Here is a 21,347-nt window from a genome sequence, read left to right as displayed (position 1 = left end):
CTGAAGGGCGGCCACTCCGTGACGGGGTGGCCGCCCTTCGGCGTGCCTGGGCGCGCTCAGTAGCGCGGCGGCGCGGCGTGGGGCGGTGATGCGAGGTACGGCGGTGGTGCCAGGTAGGGCCGGAGGCGGTGCAGCCGGGTGTGGTAGTCCGGGTGCGAGGTCAGCAGCTTGGCGAGCGGGCTCCGGGCGACCGGGACACCGCCGTTGCGGGCGGTGAGCGCGGCGCGGACCTGCTGTTCCTCGTGGTGCATCTTCTCCAGGACCGCCGCCAGCATGGGAGCGAAGCCGAGGGCCGCCGCGTGCTGGTCGGCGCGCAGCTCGGCCCGCCGGCCGACGGCGGCGAGGGCGTACGGCACCGCGAGGATCAGCAGCGGCAGGCCGTACAGGAAGCTGATCGTGGCGAACGCGAAGACGCCGACGATCGCGGTGAAGGAGACGACGCCCGCGCAGGAGAAGGCCCGGGACAGCTTGTACAGCACGGCGGTCACGGTCCGCAGCAGCCGCCAGGCGAGCCGGCCCGGCAGCGCGTACCAGTAGCCGAGCAGTCCGGCCCAGGCGTGGCCGCCGACATGGTGGCCGAGTTCGTGCGCCAGGACGGCGGCGAGTTCCCCGTTGGGCAGCCGGTCCAGGGCGAACCGGGTGACGCCGACGATGTGTCCGGCCGCGGCGACCGCGTTCAGGTGGTCGCTGTCCTCGACCCACAACTCGTAGGAACGGCCGTCGACCCCGGCGCGGGCCGTCACCTCGTGCCAGACCGGTTCGAGTGTGGCCCGTTCCCGGGGAGTGGGGTAGCGCAGCCGGAGCACATGGCGCGCGAGGGCGCTTTCGGTGGGGCGGTGGAAGACGAGCGCGCCGCTGGCCAGCCAGACCAGGACCACCAGGAAGCCCAGGCGGCCGAAGAGGAGCGAGACCAGGGCGACGACGAGGAGGCTGCCCAGGAGGTTCGGCAGGTGCAGCAGGAGGCTGCCGACGGCGGTGGCGTCGGTACGGCGCTGCTGGGCGGCGATGTGCACCCGGCCGTGGTCGGTGCTGATGTGGTGCGGGTGCCGGGGATCGCCGGCACCGATGTCACCCGGCCCGCCACCCGGCGGCAGCGGCGGCACGGACGGCGGGTACGGCGGAGAAGCCGCGGGAGGAGCCGGGCGGGCCGGGGCCTGCGGGGGCGCCGGGGCGGCGGCGTGCGGCGGCCGGGGGTACGACGGGTACGTGGGCGGCGGGGAGGACGGGTACGACGCGGCGGCCGGGTGCGGCGGGTACGCGGGCGCGGGATGGCTCGGGGATGCGGGCGGGTGGCGGGGCGGCTCGGGATACTCCGGTGCGGCGGGCGGGTGGGTCATGCTGGCGTTCCTTCGGTGGAGGGGGACGGCGGCCGCGGTCCGGTCAGCCGAGCAGCAGCGAGGCGGGCACCAGAGCCGTACCGGCGCAGAACGCGATCAGGCCGGAGCGGATCCACTGGTGCTTCCGGGCGGCGATCCCGCTGTTCTCGGCCAGCGAGGCGAGCAGACCGGCGGCGGGGTCGCGGAGGGTGTCGTCGACCGCCGTCTCCAGCCGGCCCGCGCGTGCGGCCTGCCGGATGTCGCCGAAGTACGACAGCGGCTGCCCGGGCGCCCAGGAACCCGGCCGGTAGCGGGGCAGGACGGCGAGCAGCAGGGCGAACAGCGAGAACAGCAGGCAGACGATCCCGGCCCACCACAAGGCGGCCCCGGCGGCGGAGAGCCGGCCCGGGGTCCAGTCCCGGCCGGCCAGCACCCCGCTGAGCAGTCCGGCGGTCATCCCGAGCGCGGCGACCAGCACGGCGGCCTTGCTGTCGGCCCGGGCTATCTCGGTGCGCAGGTCGGCGAGCAGGCGCTCGCACAGCCGCAGCCGGGCGAGCGCGGGGTCGGCGGTGCCGTCCGCGGGCGCGGGAGCCGTCATACGGCGGCCCCGCCCTCGGGGGCCGGCAGAGGCTGCTCCGATGCCCCGGCCGCCGGCGGCTGCGGGGGAGCGGTCGGCACGGAGCCGTACCCGGGCGGCGGCTGCCAGCCGGCGGCCGGGGACGGCGGCGCGGTGGGCATGGGCGGCGGGTACCAGCCGCCGGGCTGGGCCGGATACCCAGCCGGTGCCGCCTCGGCCTCCTGGGCGGGCTGAGCCGCCCCCGGCACGTACGGCGCCTGCGGGGCCGCGTACGGAGGCCGGGGGGCCGCGTACGGAGGCTGAGGGGCCGCGTACGGGGTCTGGGCGGTCGCGTACGGAGGCTGCGGGGGAGCGTACGGGGCGTGCGGAGGCTGCGGGGGAGCGTACGAGACCTGCGCGGGCGTGTACGGAGCCTGTCGGGGCGGGTACGGCGGCGTGTAGGGCGGGGTGTGCGGCGGCGTGTACGAGGGCTGCGGCGGGACCTGCGGGACGGCCTCCTGACCGATCCCCTGTCCGGCTTCGGCGTCCTGCCCGGCGGCCGGCACCGGCGGGTTCTCCGCGGCCCCCGGCGACGGACTCTTTCCGGCCGGAGCCTCGTCGTCGTCCTGCGCATCGCCCGCCTCGTCGGAGGAGACCACGGTGCCGTCGGTGATCGCGCCCGGCACCGGCCCGGCACCCGGCGCCGGGCCCGGCGGCACCAGCGGCGGGTTCTGGGCCACGCCGGGCAGGCGCTGGTTGAGGATGTCCGTGACCGTGCGCAGGGCCAGCTGCTTGGGGCCCTCCAGCTCGAACTTCTCCGCGTTGTCGCCGGCCAGCAGCTCCTTCACCAGGTCCATCTGGGCCTGGATCATGCGGAGCTGGTCCTCCCGCATGGCGGTCATGACCAGACCGGTGTCCTGCGGATGCTCGGCGAGGTGCAGGGCCCAGGCCTGTACTCCGCCCTGCTGGAGGTGCCACTGGTAGAAGGCCACCTTCTGGGCCTCGTACTGCTGGATCGCCAGGGCGTGCTGCGCCTGCTGCACGGCGAGCTGGTGCTGCTGCGCGCCGTGCAGCATGGCCTGTTCCTGCTGCCAGTGCTGCTGCTGCAGGGCGAGTTCCCGGTGCTGGCGGCCGTAGTCCATGGCGCGTTCCAGGTGGAGCCGGTCCTGTGCCCGGGCCCGGTGGTCCAGCTCGGTGTCGATCTCGGCGCCCCGCCGGGCCACGCGGATCTGCTCGGCGGCGGAGTGGTCGATCGCCAGGAGCCGCTGCTGGTGCTCGATGGCGGCCTGGTCCCGCCGCAGCCGCAGGGTCCAGGTGACCTGGAGGCCCACCTCCGAGCCGAGCGGTTCGAGCGGGGTCAGGGCGGTCAGCAGCTCCCGTTCGGCCGCCCCGCTGTCGGCGATGGCGAACCGGCGGGACACCGGCCGGGCCGCCTGCTGGAGCGTGCCGGCGAGCAGCCCCGGCACGTCCCGGTGGCCGCTGCGCACGAACCGGGCCGGATCGAGCACCTGCCAGGAGAAGTCGACCTCGGCCGTGAACTCGAACGCGTCGTTGTCACTCGGCAGGGTGAACGTGCCGGTGAAGGGATGCACGCCCATGTCGACCTCGTACACGGCCGTGTAGCGGCGGGCGGCGATCTCGGCACGGGTGGGGCGGTGCGGCGGGAGGAACGCGTCGTAGCCGCCCTTCGGGGTGGCGAACACCAGCGCGTGGTCGATGCGGACGACGTGCTTGAGCGAGAGTTCGAAGCGGGAGAGCTGCCGCACGGTGAGCACCGGGTCGGACAGCCGGCTGTGCCGGTCCGCCGGCTGCTGCCACTCGGGCGGGCGGGAGAAAGCGGGCATGGTGGGTCTCCTCGGGGACGTGCTCGGTCGTGCGCGCGGACGGTCCCGTGCGCGGAAGGGACCGTCAGCGGGGCGGGAGCGTGGTCAGCAGGCGGGTGGCGACCCGCGGGGGCGGCGCGCCGTCCCGGCCGGGCATGGTGCGCAGCAGATGGCCGAGCCGCCGGTGTTCGGTGGGCGTGGTGACGAGGTGCGGCAGCAGGGCGGCGAGCGCCCACTCGGTGGCGGGCGACCGCTCGGCGGTCAGCACCCAGTCGCCCAGGGTCTTGAGCGCGTCCCGGGTGGTGTGCCGGTCCGCGAGCGCCTCGCGCCACAGGAAGGCCAGTCCGCCGGCGGCGCCCGAGCCGTCGGCGGCCGCGCCGGCGTACCAGGCGAGGACGGCCGGCCGGTCGTCCTCGTCGCCGTCCTCCGCCGGGCGGCCGCAGGCGTTGACGAAGGCCGTGAGCGTGAGCGCGCGCACCGCGGAGTCGTCGTCGAGGTGCGTCAGCAGCTCCACGAGGACCTGGTCGTGCGCGGGGGAGAGCAGCAGCAGCGCGACCGCGTCGGACAGTTCGCGCACCATCTCCGCGTCGGACTCCTCGGGTCCGCCGGGACCGTCGTGCAGGCGGCGGGCGGCCTCGCGCAGCGCGGCGAGCGCCTGCCCGGGCAGCTCCGGGCCGATCAGGGCGTACGCCCGGGCCGCCACCCAGGTCAGGGCGCGGTCGTCGGCCCTGGACCAGTCGTCCAGGATGCGCGGGATGTTGGGCGTGCCGACGAGGTGGGCCAGGGCGAGGGAGTTGACCGCGACGAGCCGGTGCCGGAACAGGCGGGAGGTGGCCCAGGGTTCGATGACCAGGGCCATCGCGGAGGGCAGGTCGGTGCGGGCGAGGACGGCGGCGGTGGCGGCGGCGCGGGTGCGGACCAGCGGGCGGCCGTCGCCGGCGAGCTGGCGGAGCCATTCGATCAGCGCGGGCCGGGCCGACGGATGACCGGTCCACACCAGGCGCAGCAGCACGAGGGAGACCCGCTCGTCGAGGAACTTCGCCTTGTACTGGGTCACCGGGCCCCACTCGGTGTGCTCGTCCTCCTCGTAGCCCTCCGCGCGGGCGAGCTGGAGCCGTTTGTCGATGTGGGTGCCGAAGACGGGGACCTCGGCGGGCTGGTGCGGGTGCTGGGTCTTGAGCAGCCGGCGGTAGAGCAGGTCGCTGAGTTCGGCGGTCAGCGCGTACGGGCCGCCGTCGAACGCCGCGAGGGCCACCAGGAACGCCTTGTCCCGCAGGTGGAGCGTGCTCTCGTCCTCCTCGAACCACTCCTGGACCTGGTTCTCCAGCGAGGCGCGGGAGAACGCCGTGACCGCGTCCTCGGTCACCTCGGCGGCGGCGTGGCGGGCCAGCAGCCGGGCGAAGCCGGCCGTCTCGCGCAGCCGGTGGCGGCGGGCCAGGAAGTCGCCGACCGCCGGGAGGCGGAGCAGGCCGGCGGCGGTGTCCGGGTCCACGAGCGTGCGCAGGTGCGCGGCCAGCACCTCGGCCCCGGCCGGCGGCTCCCAGCGGACGTCGTCGACGTCGTCCAGTACGGCGGTGTGGCTCACGGTGATCACCAGGTACGCGTTCTGCTCCGCGAGCCGGCCGCGTGCGGCCAGGAGGTGCGGTTCGCGCAGCGGGTTCCCGCGCCGGGTGGCCAGGTCGCCCAGCACATAGCCGCGCACCTGTCCGTCCGAGCCGGTGAGCCGGTCGGCGAGGGAGCCGGGGGCGGTGTCCCGGTCCAGGACGTGCACGGGTACGGCGCCGAGCCGGTGCAGCAGCACCAGCGCCGCCGTCCTGCGGCCGGAGAAGCGGGCGCCGGACAGCACCAGCACGCGGTCGCGGCGCAGCCGGTCCAGCAGCTCCCGGACGGTCTCCTCGGCGGCGGTGAACGACGCGTCCAGCCGCTCCAGCCGCTGCGGCGGCACCTCGCCGGAGACGGCGGCCGCCCCGGACAGGCCGGCGAGACTCCAGTGGATCTCCGTCTTGCCGCCGAGGAACACGTCGCCGGTGATCTGGTTGCCGGCCAGGTTGTTCTGGTCGCCGTGCACGGTGCCGCCGCCGAACCGGGTCCGGGCGCCGATGTTCATGGTCCGGGGGCTGTGGTCGGCCAGGTCGCGCCGGGCGGCCCACGGGTCCTGCGGCTGGTCGCGCTCCTCGTTCTCCTCGCCGGCGTCGGCGGCCGGGTGCTGCTCCGCGGGCGCCTCGCCGGGAGCGGGCTCGGCGGCGGGGCCGGCCGGGGAGCCGGGGTCCGGCTGGGCCTCGCTCACGCCTCCTCACCCCGGTCCCGGCCGCGGCCGCCGCCCAGCTGGACGGTCCCGGTGATCTGGTTGCCGGTGACGTTGTTCTGGTCGCCGTGCACCGTGCCGCCGCCGATCGTCACGGGGCCGCGGAAGCAGGGGCCCGGTGCCGGGGCGGGCCACCGCGCCTCGGGCGCCGGGTGGTTCCCGGCGGCGGTGGCCCGGGGTGGCGCGGCCGGCGCCGGGCGGTCCCCCGATCCGCCCGGCGCCGGCTCCTCCCCCCGGTCACCGTGGTCCGTGCCGGTCCCCGGCGCGCGGCCGGGCGCCCCGCCCGCCGCGCCGCCGGGTACCGGTCCGTACAGCCAGGCCGTGAGCGGCCCGTTCTTGCTCGCCACGGTCGTCCGGTGGAAGCCGTCGGCCGGGACACCGGGGTGGTCGTGCCGGACGACTCCCGTGTACAGGGCGTCCGAGACGCACAGCGCGAAGTCGTCGGCGCGCTCGCGCAGCGCACGGCGCAGCACCTCGGCGTCCAGCAGCCGGACGGCGTGGTTCAGGTCCGAGCCGACCCAGCCGGCGTGTTCGTCGATGGCCACGTAGCCGCTGGCGACGACTCCGCGCAGCCGGATCTGCGCCGAGCTGGACGCCATGCGGTTGAGCGCCCGTAGCTGGACCGGCACCTCGGTGAGCAGGGCCCGCAGCAGCGCCGTGACGGAGGCGTTGGCGTCGATCAGCTCCATCACCGAGTCGCCGCGGTCGGCGCGCAGCCGCAGCGTCTCGTCGATGTCGGCGCTGCGCAGCGCGCGGTCGGTGATGTCGTAGAGCATCCGGCGCAGGTAGGCCTGCTCGACGTCGTCCCGGTGGCTGAACCTCTCGATGTCCAGCAGCAGGATCGTGCGGATCACGGGATCGGCGGTCATGGCGGCCTCTCGGACGGGGGCGGTGTGCAGGGCAGCAGCGTGGCCGCCGGAAGGCCGCGGTGGTGAGGGCGGATGACCCACACCGACTGTGACCGTGTGCACAGAACGACCCCCGGGACGCCTGGGGCTCCTGTGACGCCCGTGATGTCCGGGGAAAGCCCGTCGCCCGCGCCGTCACTCCTCGCGGGGGCCCGGGAGCGGCGGGACAGACGGGTCACATGGGGCAGACGGGACCGGCCGGACCGGCGGTGCCGGCGGGCCGGCCGGGGCCGTCGCGGTGATGCGGCGCAGGATGTCCGGGCGGCGGATGAGCAGGGTGCGCCGGCCGGTGACCACCGCCTCCTTGTCGCGCAGCTCCTTCAGCAGCCGCTGCACCATCTCCCGGGAGGCGCCGACGGAACCGGCGAGTTCCTGCTTGCTGAGCGGGACGGCCAGCTCGATGCCGTCCGGGACGCGCCGGCCGTGGGTGCGGGCGAGGTCGAGCAGCAGCACGGCGAGCCGTTCCCGCACGCTCAGCGACGCGAACTCCAGCCGGCGCCGGTCGGCCGCGCGGGTGCGGTCCGAGGTGAGCCCGAGCAGGGCGAAGGAGGCGGCCGGGGAGGCGCCCAGGAACTCCCGGAACCGCTCCCGTTCGACGGCCACCGCCCGGACCCGCTCCAGCGCGGTGACCGTCGCCGACCGCGGCCGTCCGGTCAGCGCGGCCGACTCGCCGATGATGTCGCCGGGGCCGCGCAGGGCCAGCAGCGCCTCGTAGCCGTTGGCGGCGGACGCGGTGACCTTGGTCCAGCCGTCGACCAGGAACAGCACGTGCGAGGAGGGCTCGTGCTGGTGCAGCAGGATCACGCGCGCGGTGAAGGTGAGCGCCGTGCCGAGCGCCAGCAGCGCCGAGCGGTCCTCGCTCTCCAGCCTGGCCAGGAACGGCACCCGGTCGTCCAGACCGCCGTCGTCCGGCGAGTACACCGGCGTCCTTGTCGTCATGGTTGTCATGCTCATCCCCCGGAAGTCCGCAGCGGGCGCATCAACGTACTGAACGCGCAAGAGCGCCGGTGGGTGAAGAGCGCGTTTCGGCCAGTCGGGAGGCCGCTGGACAAGCGCGGACGAATCGCGAGGAGCAGACTGGAGGGACCGGCGTGTCGGCGTGAGTCCCATTTGTTTTGACCGAAGTCCATGAGGTAGGTACGCTCAGACCTTGTGCCTGGGGTGTGCCCTGGCTCCTGTGCGTGCCTGTGAACCGTATGGCGAGCCACGAGCGGCCACCGTAATCTGCGCCCTTTTCGCCTTGCGGCGGGGAGTCGGACGGATTCGACACACCCGACCGCGTGGGTCGGCGATGTTCCAGGTTAGCTGTACCCATCGGCACACAGAAACCGGAGAAGTAGTGCCTACGATCCAGCAGCTGGTCCGGAAGGGCCGGCAGGACAAGGTCGAGAAGAACAAGACGCCCGCGCTCGAGGGTTCGCCCCAGCGTCGCGGCGTCTGCACGCGTGTGTTCACGACCACCCCGAAGAAGCCGAACTCGGCCCTCCGCAAGGTCGCGCGTGTGCGTCTGACCAGCGGCATCGAGGTCACCGCTTACATTCCGGGTGAGGGACACAACCTGCAGGAGCACTCCATCGTGCTCGTGCGCGGCGGCCGTGTGAAGGACCTGCCGGGTGTTCGCTACAAGATCATCCGCGGCTCGCTCGACACCCAGGGTGTCAAGAACCGCAAGCAGGCTCGCAGCCGTTACGGCGCCAAGAAGGAGAAGTAAGAATGCCTCGTAAGGGCCCCGCCCCGAAGCGCCCGGTCATCATCGACCCGGTCTACGGTTCTCCTCTGGTGACCTCCCTGATCAACAAGGTGCTGCTGAACGGCAAGCGCTCCACCGCCGAGCGCATCGTGTACGGCGCCATGGAGGGCCTGCGCGAGAAGACCGGCAACGACCCGGTCATCACGCTGAAGCGCGCTCTTGAGAACATCAAGCCGACCCTCGAGGTCAAGTCCCGCCGTGTCGGTGGCGCCACCTACCAGGTGCCGGTCGAGGTCAAGCCCGGCCGTGCCAGCACCCTGGCGCTGCGCTGGCTGGTCGGTTACTCCCGCGCCCGTCGCGAGAAGACCATGACCGAGCGCCTGCTCAACGAGCTTCTCGACGCCTCGAACGGCCTCGGTGCGGCCGTGAAGAAGCGCGAGGACACCCACAAGATGGCCGAGTCCAACAAGGCCTTCGCGCACTACCGCTGGTAGTCGCTACCCACATCGAGACCGAGAGAAGACTGAAGCCTTATGGCTACCACTTCACTTGACCTGGCCAGGGTCCGGAACATCGGGATCATGGCCCACATCGACGCGGGCAAGACGACCACCACCGAGCGGATCCTGTTCTACACCGGTGTGTCTTACAAGATCGGTGAGGTCCACGACGGCGCTGCCACCATGGACTGGATGGAGCAGGAGCAGGAGCGTGGCATCACGATCACCTCTGCTGCCACCACCTGCCACTGGCCGCTGGAGAACGTCGACCACACCATCAACATCATCGACACTCCGGGTCACGTCGACTTCACCGTCGAGGTGGAGCGTTCCCTGCGTGTGCTCGACGGTGCCGTGACGGTGTTCGACGGTGTCGCCGGCGTTGAGCCGCAGTCCGAGACCGTGTGGCGTCAGGCGGACCGCTACGGCGTGCCGCGTATCTGCTTCGTCAACAAGCTGGACCGCACCGGTGCCGAGTTCCACCGCTGCGTCGACATGATCTCCGACCGCCTGGGCGCGCAGCCGCTGGTCATGCAGCTGCCGATCGGTGCCGAGGCGGACTTCAAGGGTGTCGTCGACCTGGTGACGATGAAGGCCTTCGTGTGGTCCGCCGAGGCCACCAAGGGCGAGATGTACGACATCGTCGACATCCCGGACACCCACACCGAGGCTGCCGAGGAGTGGCGCGGCAAGCTGCTCGAGGCCGTGGCCGAGAACGACGAAGAGATCATGGAGCTGTACCTGGAGGGCGAGGAGCCTTCCGTGGAGCAGCTGTACGCCGCGATCCGTCGTATCACCATCGCCTCCGGCAAGGGCACCGGCACCACGGTGACCCCGGTGTTCTGCGGTACCGCGTTCAAGAACAAGGGCGTCCAGCCCCTGCTCGACGCGGTCGTGCGCTACCTGCCGTCCCCGGTCGACATCGAGGCCATCGAGGGCCACGCGGTCAACAACGCGGACGAGGTCGTCAAGCGCAAGCCGTCCGACGAGGAGCCGCTGTCGGCGCTGGCGTTCAAGATCATGAGCGACCCGCACCTCGGCAAGCTCACCTTCGTCCGCGTGTACTCCGGCCGTCTGGAGTCCGGCACCGCCGTGCTGAACTCCGTCAAGGGCCGCAAGGAGCGCATCGGCAAGATCTACCGCATGCACGCGAACAAGCGTGAGGAGATCGACTCGGTGGGCGCCGGCGACATCGTCGCCGTCATGGGCCTGAAGCAGACCACCACCGGTGAGACGCTCTGCGACGAGAAGAACCCGGTGATCCTGGAGTCCATGGACTTCCCGGCGCCGGTCATCGAGGTCGCGATCGAGCCCAAGTCCAAGGGTGACCAGGAGAAGCTGGGTGTCGCCATCCAGCGTCTCGCGGAGGAGGACCCCTCCTTCCAGGTGCACACCAACGAGGAGACCGGCCAGACCGTCATCGGCGGTATGGGCGAGCTTCACCTCGAGGTCCTCGTGGACCGCATGAAGCGCGAGTTCAAGGTCGAGGCCAACGTCGGCAAGCCGCAGGTGGCCTACCGTGAGACGATCCGCAAGGCCGTCGAGCGCGTCGACTACACCCACAAGAAGCAGACCGGTGGTACCGGTCAGTTCGCGAAGGTGCAGATCGGCATCGAGCCTCTCGAGGGCGGCGACACCTCGTACGAGTTCGTGAACAAGGTGACCGGTGGCCGTATCCCGAAGGAGTACATCCCTTCGGTGGACGCCGGTGCGCAGGAGGCCATGCAGTTCGGCATCCTCGCCGGCTACGAGATGACCGGTGTCCGGGTCATCCTCCACGACGGTGCCTACCACGAGGTCGACTCCTCCGAGCTCGCCTTCAAGATCGCCGGTTCGCAGGCCTTCAAGGAGGCCGCGCGCAAGGCCAGCCCCGTGCTGCTCGAGCCGATGATGGCCGTCGAGGTCACCACGCCCGAGGACTACATGGGTGAGGTCATCGGCGACATCAACTCCCGCCGTGGCCAGATCCAGGCCATGGAGGAGCGGGCCGGTGCCCGCGTCGTCAAGGGCCTGGTGCCCCTGTCGGAGATGTTCGGCTACGTCGGCGACCTCCGCAGCAAGACGTCGGGTCGCGCAAGCTACTCGATGCAGTTCGACTCCTACGCCGAGGTTCCGCGGAACGTCGCCGAGGAGATCATCGCGAAGGCCAAGGGCGAGTAACGCACCGCGTTAACACGCCGTAGGCTTGACTCCGGAGCCTCCAGGGGTATTCCGCCGCGAACGCGGAGGAATACCCCGGGTTCCGGGCCTTTACAGCAAAGATCACCTGGCGCCGATGAAGTAAGGCGTACAGAACCACTCCACAGGAGGACCCCAGTGGCGAAGGCGAAGTTCGAGCGGACTAAGCCGCACGTCAACATCGGCACCATCGGTCACATCGACCACGGTAAGACGACCCTCACGGCCGCCATTACCAAGGTGCTGCACGACGCGTACCCGGACCTGAACGAGGCCACCCCGTTCGACAACATCGACAAGGCTCCCGAGGAGCGCCAGCGCGGTATCACCATCTCCATCGCGCACGTCGAGTACCAGACCGAAGCGCGTCACTACGCCCACGTCGACTGCCCGGGTCACGCGGACTACATCAAGAACATGATCACCGGTGCCGCGCAGATGGACGGCGCGATCCTGGTGGTCGCCGCCACCGACGGCCCGATGCCGCAGACCAAGGAGCACGTGCTCCTGGCCCGCCAGGTCGGCGTCCCGTACATCGTCGTCGCGCTGAACAAGGCCGACATGGTGGACGACGAGGAGATCCTGGAGCTCGTCGAGCTTGAGGTCCGTGAGCTCCTCTCCGAGTACGAGTTCCCCGGCGACGACGTTCCGGTCGTCAAGGTCTCCGCGCTCAAGGCCCTCGAGGGCGAGCAGGAGTGGGTGGACTCCGTCCTCAACCTGATGAAGGCCGTCGACGAGTCGATCCCGCAGCCGGAGCGCGACGTCGACAAGCCGTTCCTCATGCCGATCGAGGACGTCTTCACCATCACCGGTCGCGGTACGGTCGTCACCGGCCGTATCGAGCGTGGTGTCCTGAAGGTCAACGAGACCGTGGACATCATCGGCATCAAGACCGAGAAGACCACCACCACGGTCACCGGCATCGAGATGTTCCGCAAGCTGCTCGACGAGGGCCAGGCCGGTGAGAACGTCGGTCTGCTCCTCCGTGGCATCAAGCGCGAGGACGTCGAGCGCGGCCAGGTCATCATCAAGCCGGGCTCGGTCACCCCGCACACCGAGTTCGAGGCGCAGGCCTACATCCTGTCCAAGGACGAGGGTGGCCGCCACACGCCGTTCTTCAACAACTACCGTCCGCAGTTCTACTTCCGCACGACGGACGTGACCGGCGTGGTGACCCTCCCCGAGGGCACCGAGATGGTCATGCCGGGTGACAACACCGAGATGACGGTGTCGCTCATCCAGCCCGTCGCCATGGAAGAGGGCCTGAAGTTCGCCATCCGTGAGGGTGGCCGCACCGTGGGCGCCGGCCAGGTCACCAAGATCGTGAAGTAAGCTCCGCTTGCTTCAGGTCGGTATCTGACCTAAGGAGAGGCCCGTACGACTCCGGTCGTACGGGCCTCTTCGGCGTTCCCGGACCCGCCCGGGCCGTCCCGGGGGGCGGGCCGGCGGACGGCGCTCGAAAGTATTCGGTGGGTACGACCCGTTCCCCGCCGCCGTTGCCTCGCCCAGTATTTGTCATGCCGCTGAGCAAATAGAGGCGGGTGGGGAACGGGAGGAGTGGCGTATGTCGTCTGCGCACGTCAGCCGCAGGTCGGTCGTGGGCGGGGCGGTGCTGGGGGCCGGACTGGCCGCGGTGCCGGGGCCGGCGTCCCAGGCCGCGTCCGGGTCCGGGTCCGGGTCCGGGTCCGGGTCAGGGTCGGGGGAGGGGCTGCGGGTGACGGACCCGGGGTCGTACATCTCGTTCACGGGCGGGGTGTTCTCACTGGTGGGCGCACCCGTAGTGGTGAGCCCGGAGGATCACCCCGGGGTCGTACGGGTGGCGGGCGACCTGCGCGACGACCTCGCGCGCGTGACCGGCGTCCGGCCGGGCACGACGATCGGCCGCTTCCCGGTGCTGCTCGGCACGATCGGCCGCAGCCCGCTGATCGACGGCCTGATCCGCTCCGGGAAGCTGGACGTGACGGGGATCAGCGGTCGGTGGGAGACCTCGCTCCAGACGGTCGTGGAGCGGCCGTTGCCCGGGGTGGAGCGGGCCTTCGTCATCGCGGGCAGCGATCCGCGGGGCACGATCTTCGGGGCGTACGACGTCTCCTACGGCATCGGTGTCTCGCCCTGGCACTGGTGGGACGACGTGCCGCCGGCGCGCCGGGAGGCGGTGTGGGTGAAGCCCGGCCGCTTCACCCAGGGCAGCCCGGCGGTGAAGTACCGGGGCGTCTTCGTCAACGACGAGAACCCGGCGCTCGGCACCTGGGCGCCGGCGTACTTCGGCCCGGGGAAGGCGCCCGGGTATCCCAACGGTTTCACCGCCGACTTCTACGCGAAGGTCTTCGAGGTCCTGCTGCGGCTGAAGGGCAACTACCTGTGGCCGGCGGTCTGGGGCCGGGCGTTCGCGGAGGACGACCCGGAGAACCACCGGACCGCGGCCCGGTACGGGATCGTCATGGGCACCTCGCACGAGGCGCCCATGATGCGGGGCATCGAGGAGTGGAACCGGCACGCGGGCTCCGGGTCGGACCCTTACGGGGGCACCGGGGAGTGGTCGTACCGGCGCAACGCGGAGGCGGTCCGCGCGTACTGGCGGGCCGGCATCCAGCGCATGGTGGACGAGGGCTTCGAGGGGGTGGTGACCCTCGGCATGCGCGGCAACGGGGACACGAGCCTGCCGGACGGCGACGGCATCGAGCTGATGCAGCAGATCATCGCCGACCAGCGCCGCATCATCGAGGAGGTGACCGGACGGCCGGCGTCCGAGACACCGCAGGTCTGGACGCTGTACAAGGAGGTGCAGCGCTACTGGGACCGGGGCCTGCGCGCACCCGACGACGTCACCGTGGTCCTCACCGACGACAACTGGGGCAACATCCGCAAGCACCCGGACGGCCCGCGCCCCGGCGGCTACGGCCTGTACTACCACTTCGACTACGTCGGCGCCGGCCGCAACTACAAGTGGGTCGACACCGCGAACCTGCGCAACGTCTGGGAGCAGCTCCACCAGGCGCACGCCTACGGCAACCACGGCCTGTGGGTGGCCAACGTCGGCGATCTCAAGGGCAACGAACTGCCCACGGAGTTCTTCCTGACGTACGCCTGGAACCCGGACGCCTGGCCGCTGGAACGGCTCGGCGCCTGGGAGGAGCGGTACGCCCGGCAGAACTTCGGCGAGGCGCAGGCGGCGGAGATCGCCTCGCTGCTGGCGGCCTACGGCCGGCTCCAGGCCCGCCGCAAACCGGAGCTGCTGAACCGCCGGATCACCCTCTCGGGTGATCGGGTGGTCTACGACGACCGGCAGAGCCCGTACTACTTCGCGCACCGGGAACTGGAGCGGGTCACCGAGGAGTGGCGCGAGCTGGGCCGCCGCGCGGAACGCGTCGAGCGCAGGCTGCCGGACAGGCTGCGGGACGCGTGGTTCGAACTGGCCGGGTACGCGATAACGGCGACCGCGAACCTGTACGAGCTGCGGGAGGCGGAGTTCACCAACCTGCTGTACGCGGCGCAGGGCCGGGCGGCGGCGAACGAGCGGGCGGTGCGCGCGGAAGCGGCCCTGGCCCGGGACTTCGCCCTGGCCGAGCGGTTCGGCACCCGGGTGGCGGACGGCAAATGGCAGGGGTTCCAGACCCAGCCGCACATCGACTACGGGGACGTCGACCGCTACGGGCCCAACGCGCCCTGGCAGCAGCCCGAGAAGGACAACGTGGCTCTGCCCGACGTCCTGTTCCCGGCGGTGCGGCGCGTGGACCTGCCGGCGGCGGCGGGGCTGGGCGTGTCGGTGGACGGGTCGGAGGACGCGGGCCACTGGTGGCCCGGGGGCGCCTCCGGGGCCGCGGTCCTGCCGCCGTTCAGCCCGTACCAGACCCGTCCGCGGCAGTACGTGGAGGTGTTCAACCGGGGCGCCGAGCCGTTCGCGTACGAGGTGCGGGTGTCGGCGCCGTGGCTGCGGGTGGACCGGCCCCGGGGCCGGGTGGAGCGGCAGGTCCGCCTGGAGGTGGAGGTGGACTGGTCCCGGGCCCCGGCCCGCCGCGCCGAGGCCACGTTGACGGTGACCGGCGCCGGGTCCTCGGTGACGGTGGGCTGCGTGGCGGAGGGGACCCCGGTGCACGGCGCGCGGGGCTTCGTGGAGGCGGGCGGCTATGTGGCGGTCGACGCCGGGCACTACGACCGGGCGGTCGGCCGGTGGCGCCGCGTCGACGGCATCGGCCGCACGGGCGCGGGCATGACGCCCTGGCCGGTGACGTCCCCGTCCCGCACCCCGGGCGGCTCCTCGCCCCGCCTGGAGTACGAGGTGACCCTGCTGTCGGCGCCGGCCGAGGTGACCGTCTGGGCGTACCTCTCCCCGCGCAACCCGGCGCTGCCCGGCGTCCAGGGCCTGCGCTACGGCGTCTCCCTGGACGACGGTCCGGTCCGCACGGTGGACATCACGGCGGGCGCGGACGACGGCGCGCTGAACACGGTGTGGGCCCGCAACACATCGGACAACGTCAACCGCACGTCCACCCGCCACACGGTGACCGCACCGGGCGTCCACCGCCTGAAGTTCTGGATGGTCGACCCGACGGTGGTACTCCAGCGCCTCCTGATAGACACAGGCGGCCTGCCGGAGCTGTATTTGGGCCCACTGGAGAGTGGGAGGGCCTGAACTTCCTCCCCGCAGGACGCGTACTCCCACTTCCAGCTCACGTCCGGACTGCCTTCACGGCCTCGTCCAGAACGGCGCTCAGTTCTCTCACCGCCTTGGCGAAGGCATCGTCCTTCGTGGCCTGCATCTCCTCGAGACGGGCGGGAGCCACGACGGCGAGGGCCGACCGCAGGCCGTCGGGAGTCAGCGCGGGGCGGGGAATCAGCTCGTGTCCGTGGTCGGCCCGCGTGCTCATGTCGTCCTCCCGGGAGTGCCATAGCCAGGGGGCAGCCGGGTCCCTTGGCGGAGCCGGGGCGTGAGTGGGGTGAGTGGGGCGGGAGTCATCAGGGTGCTCCGGAGGATCGGACCGGCAGTCGTGGCAGCGGCCGGGGCGTGGGATGCCGGACCGGCGGTGGTGGTTCCGGCGCGTGGAACGGCGACACGGGCGGCAGCCGGTCCGTCAGGCGAGGGGCCGACAGGGTCAGCGGGTTCGGTGGCAGGCCGCCGGGCGGGGCCCGGCGTACGACGGCGGAGTTCGATGCGCCCCCGGATCGGGTGGTCGTTGCTCGTGACGCGGGGGTGGGGATGCCGGGGCCGCTAGGCTGCCGGGCGTCCATCAGGGAGCTGGGAACCTTCCTCGGTGGTCAGGCCCTCGCACGGGAGCGCTACTCCCTGCGAGGGCCGGCGCATGTTCGGCCTTCTTGCCGCGCCGAGCGTGGGGCACGGAATCGGCCTGGAATCCAGCCGAGTTGGCGAGTCTCACCCAGGCGAGTGAGCGCGCCTCCCGGGCGGGAGGGGTGGGGCTTGGCCGGGTCCTTTCACCCTCGTCCTCCTCCTGGCGGGAAACCGCCCGTGGCACCGGAGCGCGGCGCGCCGGATCCCGGTGCGGGCAGGACGACCTCGGCCCAGACGGTCTTGCGCGGGCGCCGGCCCAGGGTGACGCCCCAGCGGTCGGAGAGCGCTTCGACCAGCAGCAGCCCGCGCCCCGACTCACCGTCCTCCGCCGCGCACCGCAGCCGGGGAAGACGGTCGCCGCGGGTGTCGGTGACCTCGATGCGGAGCCGGTCGCCGACGACGTGGAGCAGCAGGTGGAAGTCGCGTCCGGGCACGCGGCCGTGGGTGGCGGCGTTGGCCGCCAGCTCGGCGATGATCTGCGTCGTCGTCTCCACGGGCAGTCCGCAGGTACGCAGGTGCTGCTCGGCGAGCAGCCGGGCCAGCCGGGCGCCGCGTGGCGTGGACGACAGCCGGACGTCGAACGTGCGGAAGTGGACGCCGAGTTGGTTTTCAGGGGCAGCCATTTCATGGTTCACATCACTGAGCGTGGCCGGATCTGCTTCCGTGGAGGAGTGATAACGCCTGTACGTACGGTGACTGTCCTCGCTTTGTCTCGGCTGTCTCGGCTGTCCCGGCGTTGTACGAGTACGAGTGCGCGTTGGAGGAGGAGCGATGAGCGAGGGCGTGGACGAGGCGGGCTGGGACGTCGAGCCGGGCGACGAGATGGAGCCACTGGTGCAGGCGGTGGGCCGCCTGATCAAGGTCTGCCGGGAGGCGGCGGGCCTGACCGTGCCCGAGCTGGCGGGGTCCCTGGGCTACGGCGAGGACATGATCCGCAAGATCGAGCGCGGCGCGCGTATCGCCCGCCCGGAGTTCCTGGACAGGGTGGACACGTTCCTGAAGGCCCAGGGCCATGTGCGGGCCTTCATGGGCGACATGAGCAAGGCCCGGTATCCGAAGAAGGTACGGGAGCTGGCGGACATGGAGAGGCGGGCGGTGGAGATGCTGCTGTACAGCAACCACCACATCCACGGCTTGCTTCAGACGCACGAGTACACGCGCACGATCTTCGAGATGAGGCAGCCGGCGCTCCCCACGGACATCGTGGAACGGGAGACTGCGGCTCGTATGGCTCGAAAGGCCGTCTTCGAGCAGGAGCCCGCGCCCACGCTCAGTTTCGTCCAGGAACAGGTGACGCTCGAACGTCCTTACGGTGGGAAAATGGTGCTGCGCCGACAACTAGAACACCTCCTGGAGGTAGCGCAGTTGCGGAACGTCACTCTTCAGGTCATGCCAACCGACCGGGAGGAGCACGCTGGAGCGGCGGGTCTGATTGAGGTACTCAAGTTCGCCGACGGCACGGCGATCGGTCGCTCCGAGGGCGCATTCAACGGTCGTCCGGTCTCGAGCCCAAAGGATCTTCGGATCCTTGAACTGCGCTATGGCATGATCCGGGCGCAGGCTCTCACGCCGAGGGAGTCGCAGGCCTTCATCGAGCGAGCGCTGGGGAGACTATGAGCACCGCGGAACTCCACTGGTTCAAGAGCAGCTACAGCAGCAGCAACGAACCGGGCGACTGCGTCGAAGTCGCCTCCACCCCTGCCACCATCCACGTCCGCGACTCGAAGAACACCGAAGGCCCCCGGCTGGCCGTCGCCCCGACGGCCTGGGCCGCGTTCGTCGCTCTGGCCCGGCGGTCTTAGCGGCCGGCGGACGCCCTGCCGGGCGGGGTCCGGGCCGTACCGGGCACCGCCCTCACCGGGTGGCTCCTAGGGTGAGGTCGATGAGCAGCTCGGTACGGTCATGGCAGCGCAGCGCCCTCGTCGGCCTTGTTGCCGCCTTCGCGGTTTCTCTCGTCACGGCAGGATGTTCGACGACAGTGGACGACAACGGGCACTCTCCCTCGGCTCACGCCACCCCCGGTCAGGGGGCCGGCTCCGGGCACCCCAGGAGCTGCCCAAGAAGGGCTGGAAGATCGTCCACTACGGTCCCGAGAACAGCGAGGCCAAGTCCTTGGCCCTCACGGCGGACTCGCAGCGGGACCGGTTCTCGGTGCACGCCGTTCTGATGGTCTCCACGCCGAGCAACCCGGGGGAGAAGGAGCCGTTGCTCTCGGTGACCGTCGTCTCCGGCTGCTGGCGGGCGCCCGAGGGCACGGATCTCGGCACCCGGTACTGATCGGAGCCGCGCGGGAAGGCGGACCCGGTTTGACCTACGTCACTCCCGGGGTAATCTCTTCGGCTCGATTGGCGGAGGGGCTGCTCTGTGTGGCAGACTGTCCGAGTTGCTCGGTCGAGTGTTGATGCTGCGCGCCTCCCGCCGGGAGGACCGGAAGCGAGTCCCACAGTACTCGTCGCCCTAACTGCCCTCGGGCAGCGCTGGGGCGGACGTACGGGAATCTTCCGGGAAGTGTGAGCGCGATACCGGCCAGGCGCCCGGTGGGCCCGAGGCTCCCGGTCCGCGGTTCCGGAAGGGCCGTGTCAATCCCGCAGGGATGTCCGGACAAGGGACATCTGTGTCAGCGGGAGAGCGACACGCCCGACCGCGTGGGTCGGAGGACCGAGAGTCACGCAAAAGAAACACCGGGTTCCAGAGCGTTAGAGAGACAGGACTACTGAGTAGCCATGGCGGGACAGAAGATCCGCATCCGGCTCAAGGCCTACGACCACGAGGTCATCGACTCTTCGGCGAAGAAGATCGTCGAGACGGTGACGCGCACTGGTGCGTCGGTCGCGGGCCCGGTGCCGCTGCCCACTGAGAAGAACGTGTACTGCGTCATCAAGTCGCCGCACAAGTACAAGGACTCGCGCGAGCACTTCGAGATGCGCACGCACAAGCGCCTGATCGACATCCTCGACCCGACCCCCAAGACCGTTGACTCTCTGATGCGACTCGACCTCCCGGCCGGTGTCGACATCGAGATCAAGCTCTGAGGCCGGTGATCTGAAAGATGGCTAAGCAGATCAAGGGCATCCTGGGCGAGAAGCTCGGCATGACGCAGGTGTGGGACGAGAACAACCGTGTTGTTCCGGTCACCGTCGTCAAGGCCGGCCCCAACGTCGTCACCCAGGTCCGCACGAACGACGTCGACGGCTACGAGTCCGTCCAGATCGCGTTCGGCGAGATCGACCCGCGCAAGGTGAACAAGCCCCTCAAGGGCCACTTCGCCAAGGCCGACGTCACTCCCCGCCGCCACCTCGTCGAGATCCGTACCGCTGACGCCAGCGAGTACACCCTCGGCCAGGAGATCACCGCCGAGGTGTTCGAGGCCGGCATCAAGGTCGACGTGACCGGCAAGAGCAAGGGCAAGGGCTTCGCCGGTGTCATGAAGCGTCACAACTTCAAGGGCCTCGGCGCCGGACACGGCACCCAGCGCAAGCACCGCTCGCCCGGTTCCATCGGTGGCTGCGCCACCCCGGGCCGCGTGTTCAAGGGCCTCCGCATGGCGGGTCGCATGGGCAACGAGCGGGTCACCACCCAGAACCTGACCGTCCACGCCGTTGACGCGGAGAAGGGTCTGCTGCTCATCAAGGGCGCGGTTCCCGGTCCGAACGGCGGCCTCGTCCTGGTCCGCACCGCGGCCAAGGGGGCCTGAGGTAACCGATGAGCACTGTTGACATCCTTTCGCCGGCGGGCGACAAGGCCGGTTCCGTCGAGCTCCCCGCGGAGATCTTCGACGCCAAGGTCAGCGTCCCGCTGATCCACCAGGTCGTCGTCGCGCAGCTGGCCGCTGCCCGCCAGGGCACGCACAAGACCAAGACCCGCGGTGAAGTCCGTGGTGGCGGCAAGAAGCCGTACCGCCAGAAGGGCACCGGTCGCGCCCGTCAGGGTTCGACCCGCGCGCCGCAGTTCGCCGGTGGTGGCGTCGTGCACGGTCCCGTGCCGCGCGACTACTCGCAGCGCACCCCGAAGAAGATGAAGGCCGCCGCCCTGCGCGGTGCCCTCACCGACCGGGCGCGTCACAACCGCATCCACGTCGTCTCCGGCGTGGTCGAGGGCGCGAACATCAGCACGAAGGCCGCCAAGAGCCTGTTCGGCAAGATCAGCGAGCGCAAGAACCTGCTCCTGGTCGTCGACCGCTCCGACGAGGCCGCGTGGCTGTCCGCCCGCAACCTGCCCCAGGTGCACATCCTGGAGCCGGGCCAGCTGAACACGTACGACGTTCTCGTCTCGGACGACGTGGTCTTCACCCAGGCCGCTTTCGAGTCCTTCGTCGCCGGCCCGAAGGCCAACGACACCGAAGGGAGCGAGGTCTGATGGCCATCCGTCACCCCGCTATCGCCTCGAAGGCCGCCAAGGCCGCCAAGGCCGCGCGCGTCGCCAAGGCGCGTCGCCACGCCACCGAGGGCAAGAACACCGTCGAGACCCCGCTGAGCAAGTCGTACACGGACCCCCGTGACGTCCTGCTGAAGCCGGTCGTCTCGGAGAAGAGCTACGCGCTCCTCGACGAGAACAAGTACACGTTCATCGTCGACCCGAACGCCAACAAGACCCAGATCAAGCAGGCCGTGCAGGCGGTCTTCGACGTCAAGGTCACCGGGGTCAACACGATCAACCGCCAGGGCAAGCGCAAGCGGACCCGTACCGGTTTCGGCCAGCGTGCCGCGACCAAGCGCGCGATCGTGACCCTCGCCGAGGGCGACCGTATCGACATCTTCGGCGGTCCGACCGCGTAAGCGGTCAGG

General features: G+C 71.1%; 20 protein-coding genes. 12 read left to right on the top strand and 8 right to left on the bottom strand.

What is annotated here, in order from left to right:
• Nucleotides 1-56 precede the first annotated feature (56 nt).
• The 6 genes from ACZ4SV_RS03605 to ACZ4SV_RS03580 all read right to left on the bottom strand — a co-directional run bounded on the left by ACZ4SV_RS03605 (nt 57) and on the right by ACZ4SV_RS03580 (nt 7,856).
• Nucleotides 57-1,337, bottom strand: coding sequence for a M48 family metalloprotease (locus ACZ4SV_RS03605; protein WP_468001043.1), 1,281 nt, complete (start codon nt 1,335-1,337; stop codon nt 57-59).
• Nucleotides 1,338-1,380: 43 nt separating this feature from the next.
• Nucleotides 1,381-1,914 (bottom strand): Pycsar system effector family protein, encoded by a 534-nt coding sequence (locus tag ACZ4SV_RS03600; protein ID WP_468001041.1) that lies wholly within the window; start codon nt 1,912-1,914, stop codon nt 1,381-1,383.
• Nucleotides 1,911-3,716: a hypothetical protein gene (locus ACZ4SV_RS03595; protein ID WP_468001039.1), complete on the bottom strand. Its 1,806-nt coding sequence runs from the start codon at nt 3,714-3,716 to the stop codon at nt 1,911-1,913. Before ACZ4SV_RS03595 ends, ACZ4SV_RS03600 begins: the two co-directional genes overlap by 4 nt.
• A gap of 64 nt (nt 3,717-3,780) precedes the next feature.
• The gene (locus ACZ4SV_RS03590; protein ID WP_468001037.1) at nt 3,781-5,982 is read right to left on the bottom strand and encodes a hypothetical protein; all 2,202 of its coding nucleotides are present in this window, start codon (nt 5,980-5,982) and stop codon (nt 3,781-3,783) included.
• Nucleotides 5,979-6,869 (bottom strand): hypothetical protein, encoded by an 891-nt coding sequence (locus tag ACZ4SV_RS03585; protein WP_468001035.1) that lies wholly within the window; start codon nt 6,867-6,869, stop codon nt 5,979-5,981. Before ACZ4SV_RS03585 ends, ACZ4SV_RS03590 begins: the two co-directional genes overlap by 4 nt.
• 174 nt (nt 6,870-7,043) lie before the next feature.
• The gene (locus ACZ4SV_RS03580; RefSeq protein ID WP_468001311.1) at nt 7,044-7,856 is read right to left on the bottom strand and encodes a Crp/Fnr family transcriptional regulator; all 813 of its coding nucleotides are present in this window, start codon (nt 7,854-7,856) and stop codon (nt 7,044-7,046) included.
• A 391-nt stretch (nt 7,857-8,247) separates the two neighbouring features.
• On the opposite strand from ACZ4SV_RS03580, the gene rpsL reads away from it, so the two are divergent.
• From rpsL to ACZ4SV_RS03555, 5 genes are all read left to right on the top strand, one after another.
• Nucleotides 8,248-8,619 (top strand): 30S ribosomal protein S12, encoded by a 372-nt coding sequence (gene rpsL / locus ACZ4SV_RS03575; protein ID WP_003948652.1) that lies wholly within the window; start codon nt 8,248-8,250, stop codon nt 8,617-8,619.
• 2 nt (nt 8,620-8,621) lie between these two features.
• Entirely contained in the window at nt 8,622-9,092 is a 471-nt protein-coding gene (gene rpsG / locus ACZ4SV_RS03570) for a 30S ribosomal protein S7 (protein ID WP_030345396.1), read from the top strand.
• Between the two features lie 39 nt (nt 9,093-9,131).
• Nucleotides 9,132-11,258 (top strand): elongation factor G, encoded by a 2,127-nt coding sequence (gene fusA / locus ACZ4SV_RS03565; protein WP_365875366.1) that lies wholly within the window; start codon nt 9,132-9,134, stop codon nt 11,256-11,258.
• 156 nt (nt 11,259-11,414) lie between these two features.
• Nucleotides 11,415-12,608: an elongation factor Tu gene (tuf, locus tag ACZ4SV_RS03560; RefSeq protein WP_365875368.1), complete on the top strand. Its 1,194-nt coding sequence runs from the start codon at nt 11,415-11,417 to the stop codon at nt 12,606-12,608.
• 232 nt (nt 12,609-12,840) lie between these two features.
• Nucleotides 12,841-15,909, top strand: coding sequence for a glycosyl hydrolase 115 family protein (locus tag ACZ4SV_RS03555; RefSeq protein ID WP_468001032.1), 3,069 nt, complete (start codon nt 12,841-12,843; stop codon nt 15,907-15,909).
• 37 nt (nt 15,910-15,946) lie between these two features.
• Here the strand turns inward: ACZ4SV_RS03555 and ACZ4SV_RS03550 are convergent, their stop codons facing one another.
• Together ACZ4SV_RS03550 and ACZ4SV_RS03545 are read right to left on the bottom strand one after the other, a co-directional pair.
• Nucleotides 15,947-16,144 carry a hypothetical protein gene (locus ACZ4SV_RS03550; protein WP_468001329.1) on the bottom strand — a complete coding sequence of 66 codons (198 nt, stop codon included), beginning with the start codon at nt 16,142-16,144 and terminating at the stop codon, nt 15,947-15,949.
• 562 nt (nt 16,145-16,706) lie between these two features.
• Nucleotides 16,707-17,186 (bottom strand): ATP-binding protein, encoded by a 480-nt coding sequence (locus ACZ4SV_RS03545; protein WP_468001030.1) that lies wholly within the window; start codon nt 17,184-17,186, stop codon nt 16,707-16,709.
• Nucleotides 17,187-17,334: 148 nt separating this feature from the next.
• Between ACZ4SV_RS03545 and ACZ4SV_RS03540 the strand changes: the two genes are divergently transcribed.
• The 7 genes from ACZ4SV_RS03540 (at nt 17,335) to rplW (ending at nt 21,338) form a co-directional block, all read left to right on the top strand.
• The gene (locus ACZ4SV_RS03540) at nt 17,335-18,180 is read left to right on the top strand and encodes a helix-turn-helix domain-containing protein (RefSeq protein WP_468001028.1); all 846 of its coding nucleotides are present in this window, start codon (nt 17,335-17,337) and stop codon (nt 18,178-18,180) included.
• A complete protein-coding gene (locus ACZ4SV_RS03535; protein ID WP_468001026.1) occupies nt 18,177-18,365 on the top strand; it encodes a DUF397 domain-containing protein in 189 nt (62 codons plus the stop codon). The genes ACZ4SV_RS03540 and ACZ4SV_RS03535 overlap by 4 nt, the downstream gene beginning before the upstream one ends.
• 163 nt (nt 18,366-18,528) lie before the next feature.
• Nucleotides 18,529-18,840, top strand: coding sequence for a hypothetical protein (locus ACZ4SV_RS03530; protein WP_468001024.1), 312 nt, complete (start codon nt 18,529-18,531; stop codon nt 18,838-18,840).
• Nucleotides 18,841-19,286: 446 nt separating this feature from the next.
• Nucleotides 19,287-19,595, top strand: a complete 309-nt coding sequence (rpsJ, locus tag ACZ4SV_RS03525) for a 30S ribosomal protein S10 (protein WP_003948644.1) — start codon at nt 19,287-19,289, stop codon at nt 19,593-19,595.
• Between the two features lie 17 nt (nt 19,596-19,612).
• Nucleotides 19,613-20,257, top strand: coding sequence for a 50S ribosomal protein L3 (gene rplC / locus ACZ4SV_RS03520; protein ID WP_020135811.1), 645 nt, complete (start codon nt 19,613-19,615; stop codon nt 20,255-20,257).
• 8 nt (nt 20,258-20,265) lie between these two features.
• Nucleotides 20,266-20,919 (top strand): 50S ribosomal protein L4, encoded by a 654-nt coding sequence (gene rplD, locus ACZ4SV_RS03515; protein ID WP_365873958.1) that lies wholly within the window; start codon nt 20,266-20,268, stop codon nt 20,917-20,919.
• Entirely contained in the window at nt 20,919-21,338 is a 420-nt protein-coding gene (gene rplW / locus ACZ4SV_RS03510) for a 50S ribosomal protein L23 (protein WP_030345427.1), read from the top strand. Before rplD ends, rplW begins: the two co-directional genes overlap by 1 nt.
• The last annotated feature ends 9 nt before the right edge of the window (nt 21,339-21,347 follow it).

The sequence above is a fragment of the Streptomyces sp. NPDC027672 genome (genome assembly GCF_055566335.1).
This window is presented reverse-complemented; position numbering and strand designations above follow the sequence as displayed.

Coding starts and splice junctions, on each gene's coding strand:
- ACZ4SV_RS03555 (WP_468001032.1), top strand. CDS start 12,841: ATGTCGTCTGCGCACGTCAGCCGCAGGTCGGTCGTGGGCGGGGCGGTG.
- ACZ4SV_RS03530 (WP_468001024.1), top strand. CDS start 18,529: ATGTTCGACGACAGTGGACGACAACGGGCACTCTCCCTCGGCTCACGC.
- rpsJ (WP_003948644.1), top strand. CDS start 19,287: ATGGCGGGACAGAAGATCCGCATCCGGCTCAAGGCCTACGACCACGAG.
- ACZ4SV_RS03550 (WP_468001329.1), bottom strand. CDS start 16,144: ATGAGCACGCGGGCCGACCACGGACACGAGCTGATTCCCCGCCCCGCG.
- ACZ4SV_RS03595 (WP_468001039.1), bottom strand. CDS start 3,716: ATGCCCGCTTTCTCCCGCCCGCCCGAGTGGCAGCAGCCGGCGGACCGG.
- ACZ4SV_RS03535 (WP_468001026.1), top strand. CDS start 18,177: ATGAGCACCGCGGAACTCCACTGGTTCAAGAGCAGCTACAGCAGCAGC.
- ACZ4SV_RS03580 (WP_468001311.1), bottom strand. CDS start 7,856: ATGACAACCATGACGACAAGGACGCCGGTGTACTCGCCGGACGACGGC.
- ACZ4SV_RS03605 (WP_468001043.1), bottom strand. CDS start 1,337: ATGACCCACCCGCCCGCCGCACCGGAGTATCCCGAGCCGCCCCGCCAC.
- ACZ4SV_RS03600 (WP_468001041.1), bottom strand. CDS start 1,914: ATGACGGCTCCCGCGCCCGCGGACGGCACCGCCGACCCCGCGCTCGCC.
- rplW (WP_030345427.1), top strand. CDS start 20,919: ATGGCCATCCGTCACCCCGCTATCGCCTCGAAGGCCGCCAAGGCCGCC.
- ACZ4SV_RS03540 (WP_468001028.1), top strand. CDS start 17,335: ATGAGCGAGGGCGTGGACGAGGCGGGCTGGGACGTCGAGCCGGGCGAC.
- ACZ4SV_RS03545 (WP_468001030.1), bottom strand. CDS start 17,186: ATGGCTGCCCCTGAAAACCAACTCGGCGTCCACTTCCGCACGTTCGAC.
- rplD (WP_365873958.1), top strand. CDS start 20,266: ATGAGCACTGTTGACATCCTTTCGCCGGCGGGCGACAAGGCCGGTTCC.
- ACZ4SV_RS03585 (WP_468001035.1), bottom strand. CDS start 6,869: ATGACCGCCGATCCCGTGATCCGCACGATCCTGCTGCTGGACATCGAG.
- fusA (WP_365875366.1), top strand. CDS start 9,132: ATGGCTACCACTTCACTTGACCTGGCCAGGGTCCGGAACATCGGGATC.
- rpsG (WP_030345396.1), top strand. CDS start 8,622: ATGCCTCGTAAGGGCCCCGCCCCGAAGCGCCCGGTCATCATCGACCCG.
- rplC (WP_020135811.1), top strand. CDS start 19,613: ATGGCTAAGCAGATCAAGGGCATCCTGGGCGAGAAGCTCGGCATGACG.